This is a genomic window from Amycolatopsis nalaikhensis, from assembly GCF_030264295.1.
Classification (GTDB): Bacteria; Actinomycetota; Actinomycetes; order Mycobacteriales; family Pseudonocardiaceae; genus Amycolatopsis; species Amycolatopsis nalaikhensis.
Window position 1 is genome coordinate 4,190,215 of the sequence record NZ_CP127173.1, and the last position, 21,248, is coordinate 4,211,462.

Below are 21,248 nucleotides of genomic sequence, written 5' to 3' on the forward strand. Positions count from 1 at the left end.
GCCCGCGCGGCCGATCCAGATGTCCGGCTCCCAGAACACCGAAGAGGGTGACACGGCGGTGCGCGCGGCGGTGGCCGCCTTCGCCCGGGGCGAGTTCGTCGTCGTGATCGACGATGAGGATCGCGAGAACGAGGGTGATCTGATCGTCGCGGCGGAGACCGTCACCAGTGCACAGATGGCCTTCCTGGTGCGCCACACGAGCGGCCTCGCTTGTGTGGCCATGGACGGGCAGCGGCTGGACCAACTCCGCCTGGAGCCGATGGTGGCCATGGGCGACGACCCCCGTGGCACCGCGTTCACCGTCTCGGTGGATCTGCGCGAGGGCACCACCACCGGCATCTCCGCGTCAGACCGAGCGTCGACCATTCGGGCACTGAGCGACCCGGCGGCCGGTCCGGACGACTTCACCCGGCCCGGTCATGTTTTCCCGCTTCGCGCCCGGCCCGGCGGCGTGCTCAAACGGGCTGGGCACACCGAGGCCGCAGTAGACCTGGCGCGGCTGGCCGGGAAGCGACCCGCCGGCGTGCTCGCTGAGATCGTCAACGACGACGGCACGGTGGCCCGCAGACCACAGCTGGCCGCCTTCGCCCGACGTCACGGGCTCATCGTGCTCACCATCGCGGATCTGATCCGCTACCGCCAGCGCACCGAGCGCCTCGTCGAACGCACATCGCAGGCACCGTTGCCCACGCCCTACGGCACCTTCGACGCGTTCTGCTACACCTCCCTGCTCGACGGCACCGAGCACCTCGCCCTCGTGGCGGGGGACGTCGCGCACCGCGACGAGGTCCTCGTCCGCGTGCACTCCGAGTGCCTCACTGGCGACCTCCTGGGTTCGGCGCGTTGCGACTGCGGAGAACAACTACGCCAGGCGTTGCGCGAAATCGCCGAGGCAGGCAGCGGCGTCCTGGTGTACCTGCGAGGTCAGGAAGGCCGCGGCATCGGGCTCGGGCACAAGCTCCGTGCCTACACCCTGCAGGACCAGGGATTGGACACCGTCGACGCGAACCTGGCCCTTGGCCTGCCAGTGGACAGCCGCGAGTACGGTGTGGGGGCTCAGATCCTGGCCGACCTCGGCGTCCACTCGATTCGCCTGATGACCAACAATCCGGCCAAATACTCGGGCCTTTCGGGCTACGACATCACGATCGCGTCGCGCGTACCGCTCATCGTCACGGCCGGCGAGCACAACGCCGACTACCTGATGACCAAACGAGACCGGCTGGGACACCAGCTGGATCCGGCCTGCGGCACGCGGACAACCGCCCGGGAGCAATCGCAGCCATGACCGAGACCACCGCACGCGGCCAACAGGGCCCTCCGGCGCATGAGACGTTCGCAGCGCAGTTTCGCGAAGCGATGTCCCGGTTCCCCAGCGGAGTCACCATCGTGACCACAACCGACGACCACGGAGCAAGGTGGGGATTCACCGCGAGCGCCTTCTGCTCCGTATCCGCGGAACCGCCGCTCGTGCTGGCCTGCCTGGCCGTCTCCGCCGACAGCTACCGGGCCTTCCGCACCTCAAGCAAGTGGGTCGTCAACATCCTCGGCGAACAGCATGCTCCCCTGGCGAAACGGTTTGCCACCAAGGGGGCGGACAAGTTCGCCGGTGACGAGTTCGACACGGATGCCGACGGTCTGCCGGTGTTGCCACAGGCGGTGGCCTCCCTGGTGTGCCGGGCGGAGGCCCGCCACCCCGCCGGCGATCACCTGATCCTCATCGGCGAAGCGGTCAACGTGCGGCTGCGCGACCACACCCCCCTTGTCTACTACGCCCGGGACTTCGCCCGGCTTTCCGCCTGACAGCGAGGCGGAAGTCCGGTACACCCGGCACCGAATTCGAAGGGAGAGCTGCGTGGACAGTCTCATGATGGACCGGCCGCTGCAACTGAAAACGCTGTTGTGGCGCGCGGAACGGCTCTTCGGGCACAAACAGATCATCACGCGGCGTGACGACGGCTACCGCCGCTATACCTACGCCGAATTCGGGAAACGAGTTCGTCGGCTGGCTGACGCGCTGAGCAGGCTCGGCGTACGCACCGGTGACCGGGTGGGCACGTTGGGCTGGAACACCGACCAGCACTACGAAGCCTACTTCGCGGTGCCCTGCATGGGTGCGGTGCTGCACACCATCAACATCCGGCTATCGCCGGACCAGATCGGGTACGTCATCGAACACGCTGGGGACAGCGTGCTCCTGGTCAGTCCTGAACAGCTGCCGATGCTGGAACAGATCTGCGACCGGCTCACCAATGTGAAAGCGGTGGTCGTGTTCGGGGATGGCCCGCCGCCGACAACCGCGCTGGGACCGGTCTACGGGTACGAGGAGTTGCTCGCCGACGCCGACGAGGAGATCGAGTTCCCCGATGTCGACGAGGACAGCCCGGCCGGAATGTGCTACACGTCGGGCACCACCGGGGAACCCAAGGGGGTGGTGTACAGCCACCGCAGCACCGTGCTGCACGCCCTGATCCTGTGCCTGCAGGGGGCAATCGGCGTCGCCGAGCGGGAGACCTATCTCCTGGTGACGCCGATGTCCCACGTCAACTCGTGGGGCATGCCGTACGCCTGCGCCCTGCAAGGAGCATCGCTGGCGTTGCCGGGAGCGCAGCCACGACCGCACCATTACCTGGAGATCATCGAGCACGCCCGAGTCAGTGTCTGCGTCGCCGCGGTGACGGTCGGCATGCTCATGCGCCAGGAACTCGAATCCGGACGGCAATCCTACGTTCTCGACTCGCTGCACACCTTGTGGCTGGGTGGCCAGGCGCCCCCGATCGGCGAGATGCGGTGGTGGCGGCAAGCACACGGCGTGCACGTGTGCCAGGGCTGGGGCATGACCGAGGCGTCGCCGCTGCTCACCTTCACCACCCTCACCAGCCAGTTCACCGACCTCGACGACGAGGGAAAGTTCCACCTGCTCGGCACCCAAGGCCAGCCGATGCCGCTCGTGGAGATCAAGCTGGTCGACGACCACGGCGAAGAACTGCCCTGGGACGGCAAACACGCCGGGGAGATCCTCGCGCGTTCCCCCTGGGTGGCCCGCGCCTACTACCACGACACACGTTCGCCGGACAGTTTCGCTGGTGGCTGGTTCCACACCGGCGACGTCGGTGTCATCGACCAGAACGGCTACCTGTCGCTGGTCGATCGCGTCAAAGACCTGATCAAAAGCGGTGGCGAATGGATCTCGTCAGTCGATTTGGAGAACGCACTCATGGGGCATCCGGAAGTCCGGGAGGCCGCGGTGGTAGCCGCACCGGATCCGGTCTGGCTGGAGCGACCGATCGCCATCGTCGCCACCAACTCGCCGGTGGCGTCCGACGATCTCACCGAATTCCTCCGTGAGAAGTTCCCCAAGTTCTGGTTGCCGGACCGCTTCGTGTTCGTCGACGAGGTACCCAAGACCGGAGTTGGAAAATTCGACAAGAAGCTGCTCCGTCAACGACTTGCCGCCGGAGCCAGCCAAAGCACGGACAAGACCGCCTGACGCGGAACCATGTCAAAGACGACACCAAGGAGAAACGACATGAACACGGGAACAGCCAATCGGATGTGGGCGTTGCCGGGGGCGGAATTCACACTCGACACCGGCATCATGGTCGTCAACGGGCAGGGGCAGGTCACCATTCCGGTACCGTCCTTTCTGATCGAACACGACCGGGGGCTGGTCCTGTTCGACACCGGCATCGCGTTCGAGGCGGCCGAGGACCCGCACGCCGTCTACGGCGACCTCGCGGACGTCGTCGGACTCGCCTACGGACCGGAGGACCGTGTGGACCGGCAACTCGAGGCGCTTGGCTACAAGCCCTCGGCCGTCGATCACGTGATCGTCTCGCACGCGCATTTCGACCATGCCGGCGGCATCCGGCTCTTCCCCGACGCTCAGCTGTACATCGGTGAAGGCGACCTGCCCTACTCGTACTGGCCGTTGCCCGCGGCCACACCCTTCTTCCGGACCGCGGATTTCGACACGACGCGTGACTGGAAATGGAACCAGCTCTCGACGGATCATGACCTGTTCGGCGACGGCAGCATAGTCATCCACCGCATGCCAGGTCACACCCCCGGCAACACTAGCGTGCTGGTGCGGCTGCCCAACCAGACGTTCCTGCTCACCGGTGACACCGTCCACCTCCGCCAGGCCCTCACCGAAGACCTTCCGATGCCGTCGGACTACAACACCTTGCAGGCGGTCCGCTCGATCCGTCGCCTCAAGCAGCTCGCGAGGGCGCACGATGCCACGGTGTGGATCTCCCACGATCCCGAGGACTGGGCGACGCTCAAGCACGCGCCCGCTTGCTACGACTGACATCATGGCTGTTCTCGTCGAATACTCGTGCACGTCGTGCCGTGCACGACACGAAGCATGGGTGGAACACCCAATCCCCGCGGCCACCAGCTGCGTGCGGTGCGCGCGCCCGGCACGCCGCCGGTTCGGAGGTGCGCTGTTGCGCGGTACCCCCTCCGTCGACGTCGCCCGGCAGCCTGGCGGTACAGGCTGCCAGCACGGACCCGACATACCCGGTGCCTGCACGCTCCTCCCGACAGCGGCACGCTCACTGGCCGCACGCGCTCGCGGGGACAATCGAGCGCTGGAAGCGGAGATCGCCCACCAGGAAGCCGCCATCGCCGCGGGAACGCTCGACCCCACCGCGACGCCGGTCACGCCGTACCACGGCCACCAGCCGCCGCCGACTACCGCTCCCAGAAACGACTCCTCACCAGGACCCGGCGTGTAGCGAAACGGAACCCTTGCGACTCACCGCGGGACCGCGCCGCCAACAGGCCTGTTGCCCGTTTCCGCGAGCCCCGCAACAGGCGTGGCGAGAAAGGATGTAATACATGTTCGAGGGCCGGATCGCGCAATTCAACGCACCCGAGCAGCCATTTGAGCTGCGGCGCGTCGCGCTACCGTCGATTGGATCGGACGAAGTGCTGGTGAAGGTGCACCGAGCCAACATCTGCGGCTCAGACCTGCACGCCTGGCACGGTTCGTTCGTCACCCGCGGGCTCGGCGGCACGCTACCAACCGTGCTCGGCCACGAGATGGTCGGTTCGGTGGCCGCAACCGGCGAACGAGTCACCGAAGACTCCAACGGCGCGCCGGTGCAGACGGGCACACGGGTGGTGTTCCCCTACTTCTTTCCCTGCCACCGGTGTCGGAGCTGCCTGGCGGGACGGCGCGTGTCCTGTCAGAAGCTGACGATGGCCATGCTCGGCGACGCCAACAGACCACCCTACTTCGTTGGTGGCTACGGTGACTACTTTCTGCTCCCCGCCGGCGCGGTGCTCTACACCGTGCCGGACACGCTGCCTGACGAAGTGGTGTCGGGGGTCAACTGTGCGCTGTCGCAGATGATCTACGGACTGGAGCGAGCCGACCTGAGCTTCGGCGAACGCGTCATCATACAGGGGGCCGGCGGGCTCGGGCTGTTCGCGACGGCGATTGCCCGTGCCCGCGGGGCCGCGCAGGTCGTCGTGGTCGACGCGGTCCCCGAGCGGTTGGAACTGGCCCGCGCATTCGGAGCTGACGAGGTGATCAGCCTCGCTGATCATCCCGATTCGGCGGATCGTATCCGGCGGGCGCGCAAGTTGACCGACGGCGGCGCGGACGTGGTGGTAGAGGTGGCCGGCACCCCGGCCGTGGTGCCGGAAGGCCTGAAGATGCTCGCCCAGAGCGGCCGCTACCTGGAAGTCGGCAACATCAACATGGGACAAACCTACGCAGCCGACCCATCCCGACTGGTCACCGCGAACAAGAGCATCATCGGCGTCTCGCTGTACGAACCCACGGCGCTGAGGCAGGCACTCTCCTTTCTCGCGGCCAACCAGCACCGGCTCCCGCTGGACCAGTTCGCCACCACGACGTTTCCCCTGGAAGACATCAACGCGGCGTTCGCCGCGGCGAACAGCCGCAAGGTCGTGCGCGCCAGCATCGTGATGTGAGACCACAGCAACGACCACCGACCGGGAGGGCCGCAGCATTGGACCAGCACGACAGAACACGTCACTACATCGGCGGGCAATGGGTGCAACCCAGCGGGACAGACCGCATTGCCGTGGTCAACCCGGCCACCGAGCAGGTCATCGGACACGTGCCGGCCGGAACCGTCGACGACGTCGACCGTGCGGTGACAGCGGCGCGGAACGCGTTCGATCCCGGTGTGTCCATGGCCGAGCGCCGGGACCGGGTGGCCCGGCTGGTCGCGGCACTGGAGCCCCGACTGCCGGACATCGCCACCACCATCGGACAGGAGATCGGCGCGCCGCTGAAGGTGCAGCGCGGTGTGCAGACCGCCGTGCCCATGGCGATCGCCAGCAGCTATCGGGACCTGCTCGAGGAAACGAACTTCGAAGAGCAGGTCGGCAACTCATTGGTGATCCGGGAGCCCTACGGAGTGGTCGGGGCTATCACACCGTGGAACTACCCGCTGTATCAGGTGGTCGCGAAAGTGATGCCGGCTGTCGCGGCGGGCTGCACCGTCGTCCTCAAGCCAAGCGAGGTGGCGCCCCTGTCGGTGTACCAGTTCGTGGAGGCGGCACACGAGGCCGGCCTACCGCCGGGAGTCCTGAACCTGGTGACGGGATACGGACCAGAGGTCGGCGAGGCGGTAGCCGGTCATCCCGGCGTCGACCTCGTCTCCTTCACCGGTTCGACGGCGACCGGCAGGCGCGTCGCCTCGATCGCCGCGGACACCATTAAGAAGGTATGCCTCGAACTCGGCGGAAAGTCCGCCAACATCATCCTCGACGACGCCGACCTCAACACCGCCGTCAAAGTCGGCGTGGGCAACGCATTCCTCAACTCCGGCCAAACCTGCGCGGCATGGACCCGGATGCTCGTGCCCGAATCACGCTACGACGAGGCGCTCCTGCTCGCCCGCCAAGCCGCGCAACGCTACACCGTCGGAGACCCGTTCGACCCAGCGACCAGACTCGGCCCGCTGGCCTCACAGACCCAGCAAGCACGCGTCCGCGGGTACATCGAACGTGCCGTCGCGGACGGAGCCCGACTCGTCACCGGCGGCCCCGAGCCCGCACGCGAGCGAGGCTACTTCATCGCCCCCACCGTGCTCGCCGACGTGCACAGCGACTCCGAACTGGCGCAACAGGAAGTCTTCGGACCAGTACTGGCCGTCATGAGCTACCGCGATGACGACGAGGCACTCCGGATCGCCAACGACACGATGTACGGGCTCTCCGGCGCCATCTGGTCGGCGGACCACCGGCGCGCGATCGCCCTCGCCCGCCGGATACAGACCGGGCAGCTTGACATCAACGGCGCCGCCTACAACCCACGCGCACCATTCGGTGGCTACAAGAAGTCCGGCATCGGCCGCGAACTCGGTCGCGCCGGGCTCGAAGAATACCTCCAGACGAAATCAGTCCAGCTGCCGGACTCGGTCATCAGTCAGCAGGGGTAGACTGCTTGTCTCAGGTTTTCCGACGTCGCGTTACTCGATCGTCACGCCAGCCATGTCCGTGATATGCCAAAAACGATACTCGGGTGGACCAACTGGTGGCGCAACCCATAACGGAGACATTCCAAATATAGCGCACCGTGGCTGTGGAGGTAGCCTCGGTGTCGGCGTCGATTCCCGTGCGTCAAGAGCTGCCGTCTTCTCCTCGTGTCACACCGGGGCGTCGAAGAATCTCCTCCGCGCGTAGACCACTGGTGTCTCGGGGCCGAGGTGAGCGTGTTGGACGTTGCCGACCAGGATCGTATGGTCGCCGCCCGGGTAACGCGCCTCGACCTCGCACTCAACCGTCGCAACCGCATCCGGAAGCCGGGGCGCTCCCAGCACGCCGTCCACGAAGGTCTCCTCGGCGAACTTGTCCCCTCCTTTCGTCGCGAACCGAACGGCGAGGCTGGCGTGGCGCGGGCCCAGGATGTTGACGGCGAACCGGTGGGTGCGCCCGAAGGTGGGGTGACAGTCGGCCGACCTGTCGAGCCATACCGGCTCTTCCGGATTTAGAGTGCAAGGGCTCCGCAGTGCAGTAGCGACCGGATGCGGTAGTTGAGCAGGTTGCGGAAGCCCAGGGCGTTGCGGCGTAGTGCTTCGAGGCGGCCGTTGATGGCCTCGGTGGGGCCGTTCGAGGCGCGGTGGGTGAAGTAGGCGAGCACGTCGGCTCGGCGGCGGTGCAGGGTGCGCCCGAGGGTGGTGAGCTCCTCGAGCCCGGCGGGGACGCCGGTGCGGATGGTGTCGATCACGCGGGTGATCAGGGTGTGGCCGTGGCGGGGGTCGGGGTGGGCGTAGGCGGCGATGATCTGCTGGTAGATCCAGTGCGTCACCTGCACCGGGGTGTGCTCGTCGGCGGCGAAGACTGCGTCGAGCCGGGCTTGTTGGCGGGTGGTGAGTAGCTCGGTGCGGGTGCGCAGGACCCGGCGGATGCGGTAGAGCGGGTCACCGGTGCGGCCACGGCGCCCGAGGAGCTGCCGCTGCAGGCGTTGGCGGCACAGGTCCAGCTTCTCGCCGGCCAGGGCGACGACGTGGAAGGGGTCCATCACCGTGACTGCGTCGGGCACCGCGCTGGTGGCGGCGTTCTTGTAGCCGGTGAACCCGTCCATGGCCACGACCTGCACCTGAGCGCGGAACTCGGGTGTGCGCTGGGCCAGCCAGTCGGCGAACGCGGCCGCGGAGCGGCCTTCGACCAGGTCGAGCAGCCGGGCCCGGCCGGTCTGTTCCACGACTTCGGTGAGGTCGACGATCACGGTGACGAACCCGTCGCCTGGGGCGTGGCGGGTGTGGGCCCAGCGGTGCTCGTCGACCCCGATCACCCGCACGTTTTCGAGCCGGGCCGGATGGGCGTCGAGCAGTTCGGTGGTGGCCTCGACGGCGATGGTGTTGATGGTGTCCCAGGAGCGGCCCAGCTCGCGGGCGACCGCGGCGACGGTGGCCCGGTCCACGACCAGTGAGGCCGAGCAGGTGACCCATCTTTTCCTGTTTGGTTTGCAGGTACCGAATGTTGTGCGGCGTGTGCTCGCACACCGCGGGCACCCGTTCGACGATCTCTATTCCATATCCCGCGCGTTGTTGACGAGCACGTCGAGCCTGCCGAACCGTAACTCCGCAATTTGCACCGCGGATGCCCAGCCAGTTCGTCGGTTACGTCGAAGTCCTGGACGACGACGTCGTTGCCGTCGTGCCCCAACTCGTCCGCGAGCGCGTGCAAACTGATCCTTGCGGACGTCACCGAGCACCAACCGGGCGCCTTCAGCCGCGAACAGGCGCGCCTCGGCGTCGCCTTGGCCGCGCGCCGCCCCGGTCACGATCGCCACCTTGCCGTCGAGCCTGCCGACCATCTCCGACCTCTGCATCCGCCCCGACCGCGGCCACTTCCGAGAGACGGTCGGCCACCACGTCCACCGCGAACACCTGCGCGGGAGCGAACAGCCGGGCGCACTTCGCAGCAAGTTGGCCGACCGGACCCGCACCCACCACCACGACGATCGCCCGTGCTGTATGCGGCCCTCGACACAACCGGTGTAGGCGGTGGCGAGGACGTCACCGACGAACAGCACCTGCTCGTCGGTCAGGTTGTCCGGGACCGGAAAGAGCGTCATGTCCGCGATCGGGACACGGACGTACTCGGCCTGCCCCCGTCCAGGCCTCCGAAACAAGTCACCGTAGCCGAACAGCGCATAGCGGTCGCAACCGAGGTGGTTGCCGGCGACGCAGCTCGGGCAGCGCCCGCACGCGGTGAACATCGACGCCAGGCAACGCATCCCGGGCTCGACCCGCCGCACGCCCTCGCCCACGGATTCCACGACACCGACGAACTCGTGACCGACGATCGTGTCCTCCTCGGCGGGTGTCCGCGACACCGCCCTCCGCCTCGAACGTGACCCCGTCAAACCGTGTCGAGGTGCATCCACACGGACTTGGTCTCGGTGTAGAGCTCCATCGACGCCGCACCCAGTTCCCTGCCATGGCCCGACTCCTTTGAACCCGCCGAACGGAAGCGACGGATCGAGCGTGCCGTAGTCGTTGACCCAGACCGTCCCGGCCCGCAGCTTTCTGACCATCCGGTGGGCCACCGAAACGTCACCGGTCCAGACCGCCGCGGCCAGCCCTGCTGTTTCAGTCGGAAGCGTGGGTGCGATCGAGTTCGCCCCGGACGCGGGCCAGCCGGTCGCGCCACCACGCCATCTGCTCGGCGTCGCTCAGCTCGTAGGTGTCGAGCAAGGCGGCGTCGGGTGCCGGTGGGATGCGGGGAACGGGGAGGTAGCCGTTGACCGGTCGCAGCGATGCGGCACCGGCCACCACGTCACCTTCCAGCAGGGATAAAGTGCCCAGCCCGCAAGCGAAGTCGAGTTCGGGCATGACATCGGCGACGGTCGGTTCGCGCATCTCATGCCTCTCGATGCGGTCCACTCGGTGCACAATAGGATTTCAGACTTGCTAAGGTTAGCAAGTGTTGAACACGATGCCAGGGTGGCACGTGCGTGAGGAGGAGCGTCCGTGAGCAGACCCCTCTACCAAGCGAAGGCCGAGTTCTTCAAGACCCTGGGACACCCCGCGCGGATCCGGGTGCTGGAGCTGCTCAGCGAACGCGAGCACGCCGTGGCCGAAATGCTGCCTGAGGTGGGGATCGAAGCGGCAAACCTGTCCCAGCAACTGGCCGTGCTGCGCCGCGCCGGCCTGGTCGTGACCCGCAAGGAAGGCTCGACCGTCTACTACTCGCTGACCAGCCCCCATGTGGCCGAGTTGCTCCGGGTCGCGCGGCAGATCCTGACCGGGGTGCTCACCGGTCAGATCGAACTGCTCGACGACCTGCGTGCACCGGCGGCGTCGGCAGGGCCGCCTCCGTCGACGTCGAACTCGCGGAGCGCATGAGCCGCGCTCACCCCGCCTGGTCTCCCGCTCAGTCGTCCAGGCGGGGTGAGCGCACCCTTCTTGAGAATGACAGTCAGGAGCAGCGCGTGCTGAGTGTGTGGCGCAAGATCCGCCGGACCGGCCGGGTGGCCGAGCCCGCGCCACCTCGACCGAGCGGCGCCATGCCCGCAGGCGCCGCAGCATTGGGCGGTTCGGTGCAGGTGCGGCACGTCGACGCCGGTTCGTGCAACGGGTGCGAAGTGGAGATCGGGTCGGCGTTCGGACCTGTCTACGACGCCGAACGTTACGGCGCGCGCCTGGTCGCCTCACCGCGACACGCGGATGCACTGCTGGTGACGGGTCCGGTAACCCGGAACATGGCGGCACCGTTGCGGCGCACATACGAGGCGACCCCCGCGCCCCGCCTGGTGGTTGCGGTCGGTGATTGCGCTCGGAACTGCGGCGCGTTCGCCGGGGCCTACGGGCTGGCCGGCGCGGTGTCCGACGTCGTGCCGGTGGATCTGGAAATCGCAGGCTGCCCACCGCGGCCGGAGGCGATCGTCGAGGGACTGCGGAAGCTGACCGGTCGATGAATGTTGCTGCTGTTGGCTTCGCGGTGGCCACGGCTGCGGGGATGCTCAGCGCAGTCACGGCGTTGGTCGTGCCGCAGCGGGTGCGCTCGGCGGTGGTGGGCGCCGGAATGGCGTTCACCGGGCTTGCCGGTGTGACGGCGGGTACCGCCGCGCTGGCCGGTCAGTCTTTTTCCCTTGCCCTGCCAGCGTTCCTGCCCCTGTCCGGGGTCTCGTTCACGATGGACGCCCTCGGAGGGCTTTTCGTGGCGGTCACCGGCGGTGTCGCAGTCGCCACCGGAATCTATGGCATCTCCTATGCCCGCCACGGCCTGGATTCCCGGCTGGTCCAGGCGGTGTTCCCGGTATTCGTGGTGGCGATGCTGCTGGTACCGGTCGCCTCCAGCGTGGGCACGTTGCTGGTGTGCTGGGAGCTGATGGCGCTGACATCGCTGCTGCTGGTACTCGCTGAGCACCGACGCCGTCCTAATGTGGCGAGTGCGGGCCGGTGGTACGCGGTGATGACCCACCTCGGGTTCGTGACCATCCTCATCGGACTTCTGTTGCTGGCCGGGCACGCCACCAGCGACTCGTTTCCCGCGCTGCGCGAGGCCTCGGCGCATCTATCGCCTGCCACCGCCGGGCTGGTGTTCGTGCTGACGCTGGCGGGGTTCGCGTCCAAAGCCGGGATCGTGCCGCTGCACGCGTGGCTTCCCCGCGCCCACCCGGAGGCGCCGAGTCATGTGTCGGCGCTGATGTCGGCGGCGATGGTCAACCTCGGCGTGTACGGGATCGTCCGGGTCGGATCCGACCTGCTCGGCGGCGGCCCGCGATGGTGGTGGCTGCTGGTGCTCGCCCTCGGTGCGCTCTCAGCGGTGTACGGGATCCTGCAAGCCGCGATGGGCACTGACCTGAAACGGCTGCTGGGGTACTCGACGACGGAGAACATGGGGCTGGTGCTGGTCGGTGTCGGCGCGGCCGGGTTGTTCGCCGCGTCCGGTGACCACATGCTGGCGGCGTTGGCGCTGGCGGCGGCGTTGCTGCACGTGATCGGCCACGCGGCGTTCAAGACACTGCTGTTCCTCGCAGCAGGGTCGGTACTGCACGCGACCGGCAGCCGCGACCTCGACACGCTCGGTGGCCTGCGCGCCACGATGCCGGTGACGACCGCCGCGTTCGGGTGGGGCGCGCTGGCGGGGTCCGCGCTGCCGCCCGGGACGGCGTTCGTGTCCGAGTGGCTGCTGCTGCAAGCCCTCATCCACGGACTCCCGGCATCGGGAGTGGCGACCGCGATCGCGATGCCGCTGGCGGTCGCGGCAGTCGCCTTGACCGCAGGGCTCGCGGTGGCGACATTCGTCAAGGCGTTCGGCGTCGGGTTCCTCGCCCGGCCCCGCAGTACCGCCGCCGAGAACGCGCACGAGAGCCCACCCACGATGCTGGCCGGGATGGGCGTGGCCGCCGTGGCCTGCGCGGTCCTGGCGCTGGTACCCGCGCTGGTCCTGCCCGGCGTTGCCGCCGCGGCGAGCGTGGTGTCAGGATCAGCACATCCGGCCGTGGCCGGGCTGGTCACCCTGCGGCTGGCCGACGTCGCGGGGTCACTGTCCCCGCTGATGCTGACGCTCACACTGCTGGCCGCCGTGCTCGTGGCGGCCGGTGCGGTGCGGCTGGTCGCGGCCCGCCGGGCACGGCGGGCCGCGCGGTTGTGGGACTGCGGGGCGGGGCCGATGTCGGCGCGAATGGAGTACACCGCGACCTCGTTCGCCGAACCGCTGCAGCGAGTGTTCGACAATGTGGTGCAACCCGAAACCGACATCGACGTGACGCACCACCGCGAGTCCGCCTATCTGGTGCAGGCAGTGGAATACCGGCGGCGCGTGCCAGACCGGATCGAACGCCGCCTCTACGAGCCGGTGCTGGCGGCCCTGGACTCGTGGGGACAGGCAGGCCGGCGGCTGGCGACCGGAAGTGTGCACCGCTACCTCGGGTACGGCTTCTACACCGTGTGCGGGCTCCTTCTGCTGCTGGCGGTGACCAGGTGAGCGCACTCGGGATCGTCGGCGGTGTGTTGCAGCCGGTCGTCGTGGTAGCCGCGTCACCGGTGCTGGTCGGGGTGATGCGGCAGGTCCGGGCCAAGCTGGAAGGCCGCGCCGGGGCCGGGATCGGGCAGCCCTGGCGCGATCTGCGCAAGCTATTTCGCAAGGAGCGGATCGCGCCGCGTGGCACGAGTGAGGTGTTCCGGTTTGCGCCGCTGGTGCTGGTCACCACGACACTGGTGGTCGCGGTAGTCGCGCCGTTCGCGACCACCGACTCCGCGATGGTCGCGGTGGCGGACCTGTTCGCGGTGGTCGCGCTGCTCGCACTGGGCACGGTCGCGCTGGCGCTGGCCGGGCTGGACACCGGCACCGCGTTCGGCGGGATGGGCGCCAGCCGGGAGATGACGATCATCGCGCTGGTCGAGCCCACCCTGCTGGTCGCGATCTTCGCGCTGTCGGTGCGAGTCGGATCGACCAACCTGACCTCGATCGTCACCTCGACCTTATACGACCCGGCGCGGGTGATCTCCCCGGTCAGCCTGCTCGCCGCGGTCGCGCTGATCGTGGTGATCGTCGCCGAGACCGGGCGGCTGCCGGTGGACAACCCGTCCACGCACCTGGAACTGACGATGGTGCACGAGGCGATGATCCTCGAATACGCGGGCCCGGACCTCGCGCTGGTCGAGCTCGCGTCGGCGATGCGGCTGACGGTGTTTCTGGGGTTGCTGGCCAACCTGTTCCTGCCCTGGGGCATCGCCACCTCCGCCGCACCTGTGGCGATCCTCGTTGGGGTGCTGGCGTGGGTGGCGAAGGTCGCGGTCCTGGGCAGCGTGCTGGCGGCCGGTGAGGTGTTCCTGGCGAAACTGCGCCTGTTCCGGGTACCCGAGCTGCTCGCCGGGTCGTTCTTGCTCGCTCTGCTCGCGGTCGCCGCGTCGTTCTTCCTCGCCTGAATCGAAAGGACCTATGCGAATGTCCACAGAGGACTGGCTTCGTGAGTGACACCGCCTACGTGCAGATGCTGGACCTGGCGTGTGGCGCGCTGTTGCTGACCGCGGTGCTCATCGTGTGGCGCCGCGAGCTCGCGGTGATCATCCGGGTGTTCGCCGTGCAGGGACTGGCGTTGACGGCGCTGGTGGCGGTGCTGGCCGTGCACGAGAGCTCGGTCGAACTGGGTGTCGTTGCGGCCGGGATCGCGGTGTTGCGGGTCGGTGTGCTGCCGTATCTGCTGCGCCGGGCGCTGGCCAAGGCCGGTGACGCGCGGCGCGAAACCCGGCCGCTGGTCAACGTGGCCGCATCACTGCTATCGGTGGCCGTGCTGACGATGCTGGCCTACGCGGTGTCGCAGCCGCTGATCGCGTTGGCGCCGTCGGCGGCCACGCAGGCGATCCCGGTCGGGATGACGGTGGTGCTGATCGGGTTTTTCGTGCTCGTCACTCGCCGCCGCGCCCTGTCGCAGCTCGTCGGGTTCTTGTTGATGGACAACGGGATCACCGCAGTTGGGTTCCTGACCACGTCCGGTGCCGGTCTGGTGGTGGAGCTCGGGGTGTCCCTCGACGTGCTGCTGGCGGTGCTGGTGCTGCAGATCCTGGCTACCCGTATCCAGGAGACCTTCGGCGACGCTGACCTCGACGAACTGCGGAGGCTGCGCGACTCATGACGAACGCCTGGATGCTCGCTCCCGTGATCGTGCCGCTCCTCGGCGCGGCGGTGTACCTGCTGGCCGGGTGGCGATCAGCGACCCGATGGGTCAGCGCCGGATCCTCCGCCCTCGTGCTGGCTGCCGCGATCACCACAGCCGCCACGACGTCGGCATCCGGTCCGCGAACGGCGCTGGCCGGGCTGATCCGGGTCGACGCGCTGTCGGCGTTCATGCTGATCGTGATCGGCGCGGTCGCGTTGCTGGCCACCGCCGCGACCCCGGCGTATCTGCTGGCCGAGATCGACGCGGGACGGGCGACTGTGCGGACCGCGGCCCGGCACAGCGTCCTGGTGCAGGTGTTCCTGGCCGCGATGGCCTTGGCGGTGCTGGCGGCGAACCTCGGTGTGCTGTGGGTCGCGGTCGAGGCCACCACGATCGTCACCGCGTTCCTGGTCGGGCAGCGACGCACCCGCCCGGCGATCGAAGCGGCGTGGAAGTACGTGGTGATCTGCTCCACCGGCATCGCACTGGCGCTGCTGGGCACGTTCCTGCTCAACTTCGCCGCCCAGCACGCCCCCGGCGCACCGGGACTCGACCTGGCCGCACTCACCCGTAGTGCCCATGATCTGGACCCGGGGGTGACCCGCCTCGCCGTCGTGCTGCTCGTCGTCGGGTTCGGCACGAAGGCCGGGCTCGCGCCGCTGCACGCGTGGCTGCCCGACGCGCACAGCCAGGCCCCGGCGCCGGTGTCCGCGCTGATGTCCGGGGTGCTGCTGTCGGTGGCGTTCTACGCGATCCTGCGGGTCAAGGTCATCGCCGACGCGGCGCTGGGCACCGGGTTCACCCGCGCCGTGCTGATCGTCATGGCCCTGGCATCCCTCGCGGTGGCGGCGTCGCTGCTGCTGGCCCAGCGGGACTACAAACGGATGCTGGCCTATTCCAGCATCGAACATCTCGGCCTGGTCGCGCTCGGCGCGGCCGTAGGCAGCCCGCTGGCGCTCGCCGCGGCGCTGCTGCACGTCCTCGGGCACGGCCTGGCCAAAAGTGTGCTGTTCCTCAGCGCCGGTCGGATACTGCAAACCACCGGCACGAGCCACATCGACGGCGTACGCGGGCTGGCCGCGCGGCAACCCGTGCTGGCGGGGTGTCTCGGGTTCGGGGTCCTCGCGCTGATCGGGCTGCCCCCGTTCAGCCTGTTCGCCAGCGAGTTCGGCATCGCCCGAGCAGGGTTCGCGGCAGGCTTGGGCTGGGTCACTGCCGCAGCGCTGATCCTGGTGCTGGTGATCGCCGCCGCCCTCATCGGGCACACCAGCCGCATGCTGCTTGGCGCACCGCCGGACGGGCCGGGCGCGGCCACCGCCATCCGGCCGCTGCCGATCACGGTCGCCGTCGTGCTGGTATCCGGGCTGCTGGTATGTGCCGCCGTCGGGATTGCCGCTGGACCACTGACCTCGTTGTTGCACACCGCCGCTACCACCGTCACGGGGGCACCATGACCAACGCGCCGTCGTCGGCGTTCAGCAGCGCGGCCGGATATCGCCGCACTGCCCGCACCATCGCCGCCGCTGAGCTACCGGATCGGGCACAGGCGCTGCTGGAGCACGGACACCGGCTCGCGCTGGTCGCCGGGCATGACGACGGTGACGCGCTGCGGGCGGTGTACTTGTTCACCGCGACCGGGCCCGAACGGCGCGTCGAACTGCACGTCCGGCTCGATCCCGCAGACCCGCGGGTGCCCAGCCTGGCCGGGTTGTCCTTCGCAGCCGGGCGGTTCGAACGCGAGATGCGCGACCTGTTCGGCATCGTGCCCACCGACCACCCACTACCTCGCCGCCTGGTCCGCCACTTCCACTGGCCGGCGGGCTGGTACCCGATGCTGAGCGCCGCCGGCGACCCTCCGGAGTTCGGCGATGTCGACGGCCCCTACCCGTTCCGCACCGTCGAAGGAACCGGGGTGTACGAGATCCCCGTCGGCCCGGTGCACGCCGGGATGATCGAACCCGGTCACTTCCGCTTCTCCGTCGTCGGCGAGACCATCCTCAATCTCAAGGCCCGCCTCTGGTTCGTCCACAAAGGACTGGAGAAACTGTTCCAGGGGCGCCGTCCGGAGTTGGCGATCGAACTGGCCGAGCGCGTCAGTGGGGATACCGCGGTCGGGCACAGTCTCGCGTTCTGCCAGGCCGTTGAGGATGCCTGCGGCATCCCTTTACCACAGGACGCGCTGCGGCTGCGCGCGATGTTGCTGGAGCTGGAACGGCTCTACAACCACGTCACCGATCTCGGCGCGTTGTGCAACGACGTCGGCCACTCCCTCCTCAACACCCATGCCCAGCGCGTCCGCGAACAGCTGTTGCGGATCAACGACGACGTCACCGGTCACCGACTGCTGCGCGGCGCGATCCGCCCCGGAGGCGCGGGCGTCCGCACCTTGCCCGACCTTGATCAGCTGGCCGCGATCGGCGCTGACGTCGCCGAGATCGTCGACCTCGCCCTGAGCAACACCGTCGTCGCCGACCGGTTCACCGGCACCGCGATCCTCACCACCGCCCAGGCGAGCGACCTGGGCACGCTGGGCTATGTGGCCCGCGCCAGCGGCCTGGCCGTCGATGCCCGCCACGACCACCCGTTTCTGGACGGAGACTTTCCCCGCGTCGAGCACGCCCGCACCGACGGGGATGTGCTGGCCCGGTTCCTGGTGCGCGCCGAGGAGATCGCTCAGTCGATCGGGGTGATCACCTACCTGGCCGGTGAACTCGCGGGCCGGACCGGGCCCTTCACCTCCAGCGTGGACCGGCCAGGCGGAGTGACCCGGTCGGGGGTAGGGATCGTTGAGGGCTGGCGCGGCACCATCGTGCACCGCGTGGAGATCACCACCGACGGCACGTTGTCGCGGGTGAAGATCGTGGACCCCAGCTTCTTCAACTGGCCAGCACTGCCGGTCGCGCTGGCCGACACGATCGTGCCGGACTTCCCGCTGACCAACAAGAGCTTCAACCTCTCCTACGCTGGCAACGACCTCTAACGCACGCAGCGAATGCGGCGTGTCCTCCAGCGCTCGGTGTGTGCATTCTCGCACGAGTTAAGACTTGCAAACTTCTTTAACTGCATAGACGATAGAAAGGTCGGCGTGGACAGGACGGGCTCGCCCACACCGGGCATCAAGGACGGGAAGAGGCGAGGACGATGAGTGAGTTCGTGACCGTGCTGCGAGGTCGTGTTCTGGGCGCGCAGGAGAAGCTGGCAGCCGCGCGGGAAGCCGAGCACGACTACGAGATCTACCTGCACATCGCCCGCATCAAAGATCTCCTCGACCTGGCCGAACGCCACGGCATCGACACCACGGACTGGATCGACCCCGCGGACCTGACCACGGCAGAGGTCAGGGGATAGCAACCATGGCATCAGCTTCTTCCACGGACTCCGCGGTCCAGCGGGTGGTGATCGTGTCCGACGGCAGCGCCTTGCCCCGCAACGACGACCTGACAGCGACGCTGCGTGATTCCGCTGAGCTGATCAGTGGCCTGGCTCGGGTTCCCGCGCGGCCGACCGTCATCCTCGCCACCGACGCGACCGGACTCGCGGCGGGCATCCGGGCGTTGCCCGCCGACATCGGCGCGGTCCTGCTGACCCGGGTGGACCCTGCGCGGGCCCGCGAGGTGCAGCGGGAGCTGCAGGACAGCGAGGCGCGGCCGGTGCTGATCGACGAGGACGTCACCGCGATCGCCCTGGCCGCTGTGACAGTGGACTCGCTGGCCAAGGCCGGGCGACGAGCACACGGCAGCAGGGTGGTCCTCGCCGGAGCGCGGGATCTGCCCATCCTCACCTCGCTGCTGATGGCCGCCGGGGTCGACGACATCACCACCTGGAACCCTTCCGACGCCGCGATCTTTCCCTTGCACAACATCGTCTTCGGCGCCGACACCGTGATCGACCTCGTCGGAGAACTGCCCACCCGCGCGACCGCGCGGCTCGGCGGGCTTACCGTGATCACCCGCGAGGACACCGGCGTGGCACCGTACGCGGCGGCCGGGCTACTGGGAGCCGCCGTGCACGCTCCCGGCCTGGCCTTCGACATCGAGATCTTCTGTGCGTGCGCGCAAGTCCTGATGACTGTCTCGTCGCCGCGCAGGTCCGTGCCCAACGTCGCGGGCATCGCCGTGACCCAGCTGGTCGCCGACGCGGTGACCAGCGTCTTCCACACCCAACTCGCCCGGTGACCAGCGCCGAGAACCGCAACACAGAAAGCGGCACCATGACCACCTCGACCGACACCCACCCGACCAGTGCCATTCCCGGGCTGGATCAAGCACCGACGACCCACCGGCGTCTGCTGGCGTGGGTGCGCGAGGTCGCCGCACTCACCACCCCCGACCGGGTGGTGTGGTGCGACGGCTCCGACGACGAATGGCGCCGGCTGACGATCTCGTTGGTCGAGGCCGGCACGCTGGTCCGCGTACCGCAGAAACCCAACTCCTTCCTCGCCACCTCCGATCCGCGCGACGTCGCGCGGGTGGAGGACCGCACGTACATCTGCTCCGAGAACGAAAACGACGCCGGGCCCACCAACAACTGGATGGACCCGGTCGACATGAAGATCATCATGACCGAGCTCTACCGGGGCAGCATGCGCGGACGCACGATGTACGTGGTCCCGTTCTGCATGGGACCGCTCGCCGATGAGAACCCGAAACTGGGTGTGGAGATCACCGACTCGGCTTATGTCGCTGTCTCCATGCGGCTGATGACCCGGATTGGCGCGATGGCGCTGGAGAAGTTCGGTGAGGACGCCGACTTCGTGGAGGCCCTGCACTCGGTCGGCGCCCCGCTGAAACCCGGCCAGGTCGATGTGGCGTGGCCCTGCAGCGACGTCAAGTACATCTCGCACTTCCCCGAGGATCGCACCATCTGGAGCTACGGCTCCTGCTACGGCGGAAACTCCCTGCTGGGCAAGAAAAGTTACGCGCTGCGCATCGCGTCGGTGATGGCCCGCGACGAGGGCTGGCTGGCCGAGCACATGCTCATCCTCAAACTCACCTCGCCCGCAGGAGCCGTGCACTACGTCGCCGCCGCGTTCCCCAGCGCCTGCGGCAAAACGAACCTGGCGATGCTGCAACCCACCGTGGCCGGTTGGAAAGCCGAAACCCTCGGCGACGACATCGCTTGGATGCGCTTCGGCACCGACGGACGCCTCTACGCCGTGAACCCGGAATTCGGGTTCTTCGGCGTCGCCCCCGGCACCGGATACGGCACCAACCCGGTCGCGATGCGGATGGTCGAGCGGGGCAACACGATCTTCACCAACGTCGCGCTCACCGACACCGGCGACGTCTGGTGGGAAGGCATGACCGACACGGCACCGGAACACCTCACCGACTGGCAGGGCCGGGACTGGCACCCGGACTCCTCCGAACCTGCCGCGCACCCCAATTCCCGGTTCTGCACCCCGATCCAGCAATGCCCAAGCATCGCGCCCGAATGGGACGACCCGGCCGGGGTACCGATCTCGGCGATCCTGTTCGGCGGACGACGCGCCTCCACGATCCCGTTGGTAACCGAGTCACGCCACTGGCAGCACGGCGTGTTCCTCGGCGCCACCCTCTCGTCGGAAACCACTGCCGCCGCCACCGGCGAGATCGGTGTGGTGCGCCGCGACCCGATGGCGATGCTGCCCTTCATGGGTTATCACGTCGGCGACTACTTCGCCCACTGGCTGGCCATCGGCACCAACGCCGACCCCGCGAAACTCCCACGCATCTTCGGTGTCAACTGGTTCCGCCGCGGCGAGGATGGCCGCTTCCTGTGGCCGGGATTCCGCGAGAACTCCCGTGTCCTCGCCTGGATCCTCGGCCGCATCGAAGGCACCGCCGACTCAACCGAGACCCCGGTCGGGGCCGTACCCACCGCGGCCGACCTCGACCTGACCGGCCTGGACATCAACCCCGCCAACGTCGACGAAGCCCTCGCCGTCACACCGTCCGAATGGACAGCCGAACTTCCGCTCATTCGGGACTGGTTCGCCACCGTCGGCGACAAGCTGCCCACCGCACTTCGCGACGAATTCGACGCACTGACCCGACGTCTGGCATAGACGGCTCATGATCCCGCGGGCGGGGCCGCGAGCCTCCGCTTCCCCCGTCCGGCTCCGCCCGCGGTTCCACTTCTGCCACACGTCAACTGGAGACAACAC

The 21,248-nt window shown here is 68.3% G+C and carries 19 protein-coding genes and 1 pseudogene; 16 read left to right on the forward strand and 4 right to left on the reverse strand.

What is annotated here, in order from left to right:
• Window positions 1-19 precede the first annotated feature (19 nt).
• From QP939_RS20780 to QP939_RS20805, 6 genes are all read left to right on the forward strand, one after another.
• The gene (locus QP939_RS20780; RefSeq protein WP_434219679.1) at window positions 20-1,288 is read left to right on the forward strand and encodes a bifunctional 3,4-dihydroxy-2-butanone-4-phosphate synthase/GTP cyclohydrolase II; all 1,269 of its coding nucleotides are present in this window, start codon (window positions 20-22) and stop codon (window positions 1,286-1,288) included.
• On the forward strand, window positions 1,285-1,803 hold the full coding sequence (locus QP939_RS20785; protein WP_285458459.1) for a flavin reductase family protein: 519 nt from the start codon (window positions 1,285-1,287) through the stop codon (window positions 1,801-1,803). The genes QP939_RS20780 and QP939_RS20785 overlap by 4 nt, the downstream gene beginning before the upstream one ends.
• A 52-nt stretch (window positions 1,804-1,855) precedes the next feature.
• Window positions 1,856-3,490: a long-chain fatty acid--CoA ligase gene (locus QP939_RS20790; RefSeq protein ID WP_285458460.1), complete on the forward strand. Its 1,635-nt coding sequence runs from the start codon at window positions 1,856-1,858 to the stop codon at window positions 3,488-3,490.
• A 39-nt stretch (window positions 3,491-3,529) separates the two neighbouring features.
• The gene (locus QP939_RS20795; RefSeq protein ID WP_285458461.1) at window positions 3,530-4,312 is read left to right on the forward strand and encodes an N-acyl homoserine lactonase family protein; all 783 of its coding nucleotides are present in this window, start codon (window positions 3,530-3,532) and stop codon (window positions 4,310-4,312) included.
• Window positions 4,313-4,845: 533 nt separating this feature from the next.
• Window positions 4,846-5,949 (forward strand): zinc-binding dehydrogenase, encoded by a 1,104-nt coding sequence (locus QP939_RS20800; RefSeq protein ID WP_285458463.1) that lies wholly within the window; start codon window positions 4,846-4,848, stop codon window positions 5,947-5,949.
• 38 nt (window positions 5,950-5,987) lie between these two features.
• The gene (locus QP939_RS20805) at window positions 5,988-7,427 is read left to right on the forward strand and encodes an aldehyde dehydrogenase family protein (protein ID WP_285458464.1); all 1,440 of its coding nucleotides are present in this window, start codon (window positions 5,988-5,990) and stop codon (window positions 7,425-7,427) included.
• Between the two features lie 207 nt (window positions 7,428-7,634).
• Here QP939_RS20805 and QP939_RS20810 read toward each other — a convergent pair whose 3' ends face one another.
• The 4 genes and pseudogenes from QP939_RS20810 to QP939_RS20825 all read right to left on the reverse strand — a co-directional run bounded on the left by QP939_RS20810 (window position 7,635) and on the right by QP939_RS20825 (window position 10,379).
• Window positions 7,635-7,997, reverse strand: coding sequence for a flavin reductase family protein (locus QP939_RS20810; RefSeq protein ID WP_285459800.1), 363 nt, complete (start codon window positions 7,995-7,997; stop codon window positions 7,635-7,637).
• Window positions 7,976-8,989 (reverse strand): annotated as a pseudogene (locus QP939_RS20815) (ISL3 family transposase); the annotation flags it as partial. The gene QP939_RS20810 and the pseudogene QP939_RS20815, both read right to left, overlap by 22 nt.
• Before the next feature lie 27 nt (window positions 8,990-9,016).
• Window positions 9,017-9,829 carry an SDR family NAD(P)-dependent oxidoreductase gene (locus QP939_RS20820; protein WP_352252684.1) on the reverse strand — a complete coding sequence of 271 codons (813 nt, stop codon included), beginning with the start codon at window positions 9,827-9,829 and terminating at the stop codon, window positions 9,017-9,019.
• Between the two features lie 256 nt (window positions 9,830-10,085).
• On the reverse strand, window positions 10,086-10,379 hold the full coding sequence (locus QP939_RS20825; protein ID WP_285458466.1) for a hypothetical protein: 294 nt from the start codon (window positions 10,377-10,379) through the stop codon (window positions 10,086-10,088).
• An 87-nt stretch (window positions 10,380-10,466) separates the two neighbouring features.
• Between QP939_RS20825 and QP939_RS20830 the strand changes: the two genes are divergently transcribed.
• The 10 genes from QP939_RS20830 to QP939_RS20875 all read left to right on the forward strand — a co-directional run bounded on the left by QP939_RS20830 (window position 10,467) and on the right by QP939_RS20875 (window position 21,149).
• Complete coding sequence (locus QP939_RS20830; protein WP_285458467.1) at window positions 10,467-10,841, forward strand: ArsR/SmtB family transcription factor; 375 nt, start codon at window positions 10,467-10,469, stop codon at window positions 10,839-10,841.
• Between the two features lie 161 nt (window positions 10,842-11,002).
• Window positions 11,003-11,413 (forward strand): NADH-quinone oxidoreductase subunit B family protein, encoded by a 411-nt coding sequence (locus QP939_RS20835; RefSeq protein ID WP_285458468.1) that lies wholly within the window; start codon window positions 11,003-11,005, stop codon window positions 11,411-11,413.
• Complete coding sequence (locus tag QP939_RS20840; protein ID WP_285458470.1) at window positions 11,410-13,428, forward strand: proton-conducting transporter transmembrane domain-containing protein; 2,019 nt, start codon at window positions 11,410-11,412, stop codon at window positions 13,426-13,428. Before QP939_RS20835 ends, QP939_RS20840 begins: the two co-directional genes overlap by 4 nt.
• Window positions 13,425-14,372, forward strand: coding sequence for a respiratory chain complex I subunit 1 family protein (locus QP939_RS20845; protein WP_285458471.1), 948 nt, complete (start codon window positions 13,425-13,427; stop codon window positions 14,370-14,372). Before QP939_RS20840 ends, QP939_RS20845 begins: the two co-directional genes overlap by 4 nt.
• 41 nt (window positions 14,373-14,413) lie before the next feature.
• On the forward strand, window positions 14,414-15,079 hold the full coding sequence (locus QP939_RS20850; RefSeq protein ID WP_285458472.1) for a hypothetical protein: 666 nt from the start codon (window positions 14,414-14,416) through the stop codon (window positions 15,077-15,079).
• Window positions 15,076-16,557, forward strand: coding sequence for a proton-conducting transporter transmembrane domain-containing protein (locus QP939_RS20855; protein ID WP_285458473.1), 1,482 nt, complete (start codon window positions 15,076-15,078; stop codon window positions 16,555-16,557). The genes QP939_RS20850 and QP939_RS20855 overlap by 4 nt, the downstream gene beginning before the upstream one ends.
• Entirely contained in the window at window positions 16,554-18,083 is a 1,530-nt protein-coding gene (locus tag QP939_RS20860) for a hydrogenase large subunit (protein ID WP_285458475.1), read from the forward strand. Before QP939_RS20855 ends, QP939_RS20860 begins: the two co-directional genes overlap by 4 nt.
• 161 nt (window positions 18,084-18,244) lie before the next feature.
• The gene (locus QP939_RS20865; RefSeq protein ID WP_285458476.1) at window positions 18,245-18,451 is read left to right on the forward strand and encodes a hypothetical protein; all 207 of its coding nucleotides are present in this window, start codon (window positions 18,245-18,247) and stop codon (window positions 18,449-18,451) included.
• Window positions 18,452-18,456: 5 nt separating this feature from the next.
• Entirely contained in the window at window positions 18,457-19,278 is an 822-nt protein-coding gene (locus QP939_RS20870) for a hypothetical protein (protein WP_285458477.1), read from the forward strand.
• Between the two features lie 35 nt (window positions 19,279-19,313).
• The gene (locus QP939_RS20875) at window positions 19,314-21,149 is read left to right on the forward strand and encodes a phosphoenolpyruvate carboxykinase (GTP) (protein ID WP_285459801.1); all 1,836 of its coding nucleotides are present in this window, start codon (window positions 19,314-19,316) and stop codon (window positions 21,147-21,149) included.
• The last annotated feature ends 99 nt before the right edge of the window (window positions 21,150-21,248 follow it).

Excerpts from the sequence above, each read along its gene's own strand:
- QP939_RS20835 (WP_285458468.1), top strand. The coding sequence starts at position 11,003 with ATGCCCGCAGGCGCCGCAGCATTGGGCGGTTCGGTGCAGGTGCGGCAC.
- QP939_RS20870 (WP_285458477.1), top strand. The coding sequence starts at position 18,457 with ATGGCATCAGCTTCTTCCACGGACTCCGCGGTCCAGCGGGTGGTGATC.
- QP939_RS20780 (WP_434219679.1), top strand. The coding sequence starts at position 20 with ATGTCCGGCTCCCAGAACACCGAAGAGGGTGACACGGCGGTGCGCGCG.
- QP939_RS20785 (WP_285458459.1), top strand. The coding sequence starts at position 1,285 with ATGACCGAGACCACCGCACGCGGCCAACAGGGCCCTCCGGCGCATGAG.
- QP939_RS20840 (WP_285458470.1), top strand. The coding sequence starts at position 11,410 with ATGAATGTTGCTGCTGTTGGCTTCGCGGTGGCCACGGCTGCGGGGATG.
- QP939_RS20865 (WP_285458476.1), top strand. The coding sequence starts at position 18,245 with ATGAGTGAGTTCGTGACCGTGCTGCGAGGTCGTGTTCTGGGCGCGCAG.
- QP939_RS20855 (WP_285458473.1), top strand. The coding sequence starts at position 15,076 with ATGACGAACGCCTGGATGCTCGCTCCCGTGATCGTGCCGCTCCTCGGC.
- QP939_RS20860 (WP_285458475.1), top strand. The coding sequence starts at position 16,554 with ATGACCAACGCGCCGTCGTCGGCGTTCAGCAGCGCGGCCGGATATCGC.
- QP939_RS20795 (WP_285458461.1), top strand. The coding sequence starts at position 3,530 with ATGAACACGGGAACAGCCAATCGGATGTGGGCGTTGCCGGGGGCGGAA.
- QP939_RS20875 (WP_285459801.1), top strand. The coding sequence starts at position 19,314 with ATGACCACCTCGACCGACACCCACCCGACCAGTGCCATTCCCGGGCTG.
- QP939_RS20800 (WP_285458463.1), top strand. The coding sequence starts at position 4,846 with ATGTTCGAGGGCCGGATCGCGCAATTCAACGCACCCGAGCAGCCATTT.